2 protein-coding genes and 1 pseudogene are annotated in these 2,804 nt (G+C 41.2%); all 3 read left to right on the forward strand.

Annotated features, from left to right (window positions below; all coding sequences use genetic code 11):
• A pseudogene (locus A194_RS18900) lies at window positions 1–565 on the forward strand (UDP-N-acetylglucosamine 1-carboxyvinyltransferase); the annotation flags it as partial.
• 196 nt (window positions 566–761) lie between these two features.
• Window positions 762–1,739, forward strand: a complete 978-nt coding sequence (gene spoIID / locus A194_RS0115685; protein WP_017187737.1) for a stage II sporulation protein D — start codon at window positions 762–764, stop codon at window positions 1,737–1,739.
• Between the two features lie 164 nt (window positions 1,740–1,903).
• Complete coding sequence (locus tag A194_RS18905) at window positions 1,904–2,581, forward strand: M23 family metallopeptidase (RefSeq protein ID WP_017187739.1); 678 nt, start codon at window positions 1,904–1,906, stop codon at window positions 2,579–2,581.
• The last annotated feature ends 223 nt before the right edge of the window (window positions 2,582–2,804 follow it).

Raw genomic sequence — 2,804 nt, forward strand, 5'->3', positions numbered from 1 at the left:
TACAGGCGGAGACATCATCGTTGATGGCGCAATTCCAGCTCATTTACGTTCGCTTATTGCGAAAATGAAAGAAATGGGCGTTCAAATTGAAGAATATGAAAACAGTGTCCGCGTAATCGGAACGGATTTATTAAAACCAATTGATATCAAAACATTACCATACCCAGGTTTTCCAACTGACCTTCAAGCTCAGTTGATGACCTTAACTATGAAGGCACACGGCACAAGTGTGCTTACTGAGACGGTGTTCGAAAACCGTTTTATGCACGTTGAAGAGTTTAGACGAATGAATGCTAAAGCCAAAATCGAAGGGCGTAGTGCCATTATTGAAGGACCAGTTAATCTTCAAGGTGCTGAAGTTTCAGCAACAGACCTTCGCGCAGCAGCAGCATTAGTCTTAGCTGGTTTAGTTTCAGAAGGGCGCACAGTCGTAACTGAACTTAAACACTTAGATCGCGGTTATGTCGATTTTGTAGGCAAACTTAAAGGAATCGGTGCTGACATTGAACGTGTTTATGAAGGAAATCAAAATCCAGCAAATGATTCTATGATTCAGTCTAGTTAACAATCAAATTCATAGATTAAAAGAGGGAGCGAGCGTTCGCTTCCTCTTTTTTTGTCCAAATATAAGTGGAACTATATCATAATTTTGTTCATAATTTTTTCAATATCCTCCTCATTTTTTCCGTTCTATTAAACTTCCTACCTGAATAAGAATGTTAATAGAAGTCAATATTCATTTATTGAAGGAGGATTTTACATTGAAACGACAAGGACTGATCCTAGGAATCATTTTACTAGCCGTAATTACAGTTATTCCGAGTTTAATCGTCATACCTTTCGCAGAAGCAGCTACAGAAGACGGTCATATCAACATCGAACAATCTACTGAATATGTGTCGACTAGTGGTGGAGAAGAAGAAATCATGGTAAACGTGCTAAGGGAAAGCACTGACACGATTGAAACGGTTCCACTAGAAGACTATGTAGCATTAGTAGTGGCTTCTGAAATTCCAGCAGACTTTGAGATGGAAGCACTGAAAGCGCAGGCACTAGCTGCAAGAACTTATGTCATACAGCGACTCATCCACGGATCAGATGAAGAATATCACGTGACCGATACTGTCGACCACCAAGTGTTTCAGTCTGAAAGTGAACTAAGAGAAGCATGGGGCGTGAACTACTCCGGTAATATGGGAAAAATCAATCAAGCGGTGCAAGAAACATCAGGAGAAATTATAACGTATGATGGAAATCCCATTACAGCAGCCTTTTTCTCAACGAGTAACGGCTATACCGAAAACGCTGAAGACTATTGGCAAAACGAAATCCCGTATTTAAGAAGCGTATCGAGCCCTTGGGATGAACAATCTCCGGTGTACCGCGATCAAGAAATTTTCGCCTATAGTGAAGTGTTACAACAACTTGGGTTGTCAGGCCATACATTTGATGTTTCTAATATAGTAAGAACAGATAGCAACCGTGTCAAAGAACTGGTCATTAACGGCGAGACTTTTTCAGGGCGAGAAGTTAGAGAAAAACTCGGCTTACGCTCAAACGACTTTTCGATCGAAGCAGAAGCCGACCACATTATATTTAAAACAAACGGCTACGGCCACGGTGTCGGAATGAGCCAATACGGAGCAAACGGCATGGCACAATCAGGTAACTCATACCAAGAAATCGTACAACACTATTACCAAGACGTACAAATTGAATCAATCGAAAGCATATTATAAAGCTGACCCACCTTGATTTTTAGGTGGGTTTTCGTTTTCATCACAAACAAAAGCTATATTTTGTCCTAAAAACTTGACTTTACTCACGTTTTTTAGAATTTTTTTCTTCTTCCATGTATATATTTTGTCATTTCGGTTCAGAATGGTTGCTGAGGTGATGAAAAATGAATGAAAAGGAAAGAAGGACTTTCCGCGAATCGAAGTGGAAAAAGCTCACACGCCAACGCTGGTTCTATCCAACGCTTTACATTACACTAGTGACTGTCGTGTTAGCAGGGGTATTGATTTATCAGATGACTGGTACAGATGAGGCAGAAGAAAATGATCACAACTGGCAAGTCGAACAAAACGACCTCATCGAACATCAAGAAGAAAATGCTGATGAGGCTGAACCGGTAGTAGCAGATCAAGAAGATTTGGTTCTTCCAGTATTACTAGGAGACCGCACAGAAATCATAACTAACTTCTACGACGTCAATGCATCTGCTGAAGAGCAGGAAGATGCATTAATTTTCTACAACAACCGATACTACCAAAGCCAAGGAGTTGACATTACATCAACTGATGGCGAACCATTCGAAGTCATCGCAGCATTAAGTGGTACAGTTGTTGAAGTGAAAGATGACGATTTATTAGGTCAAACAGTTGAAATTGAACACGAAGGCGAACGCATGACAGTCTACGCTAGCTTATCTGAAATTGATGTAGAAGCAGGCGACGAAGTAGGCCAAGGCGACAAACTTGGTGTCTCAGGCGAAAATGTTTACTCAGGCCCTGATGTGAGCAAAGTACACTTCCAATTAATTGAAGATGGTGAACCTGTAAATCCAGGATTCCAATAAAACAGTAAGCCATCACCCATTTAAAAGCCCCGACATTGTGCGGGGCTTTTATTTTGTTTATGAGGGTTGAGAGGTGATTTGGCGTTCGCGCAGTTAATTTGGCGTTCGGACAAACTATTCTGGCGCTCACGCAGTTAATTTGGCGTTCGAGCACCCTATTTTGGCGCTCACACAACTTTTAACCCTCAAACGAAAATGTAGTACCCCGAAGTTTATCGGCGCA

Origin of the sequence: Alkalibacillus haloalkaliphilus C5 (assembly GCF_000269905.1) — a bacterium.
GTDB classification, from domain to species: domain Bacteria; phylum Bacillota; class Bacilli; order Bacillales; family Alkalibacillaceae; genus Alkalibacillus; species Alkalibacillus haloalkaliphilus_A.

Excerpts from the sequence above, each read along its gene's own strand:
- A194_RS18905 (WP_017187739.1), top strand. The coding sequence starts at position 1,904 with ATGAATGAAAAGGAAAGAAGGACTTTCCGCGAATCGAAGTGGAAAAAG.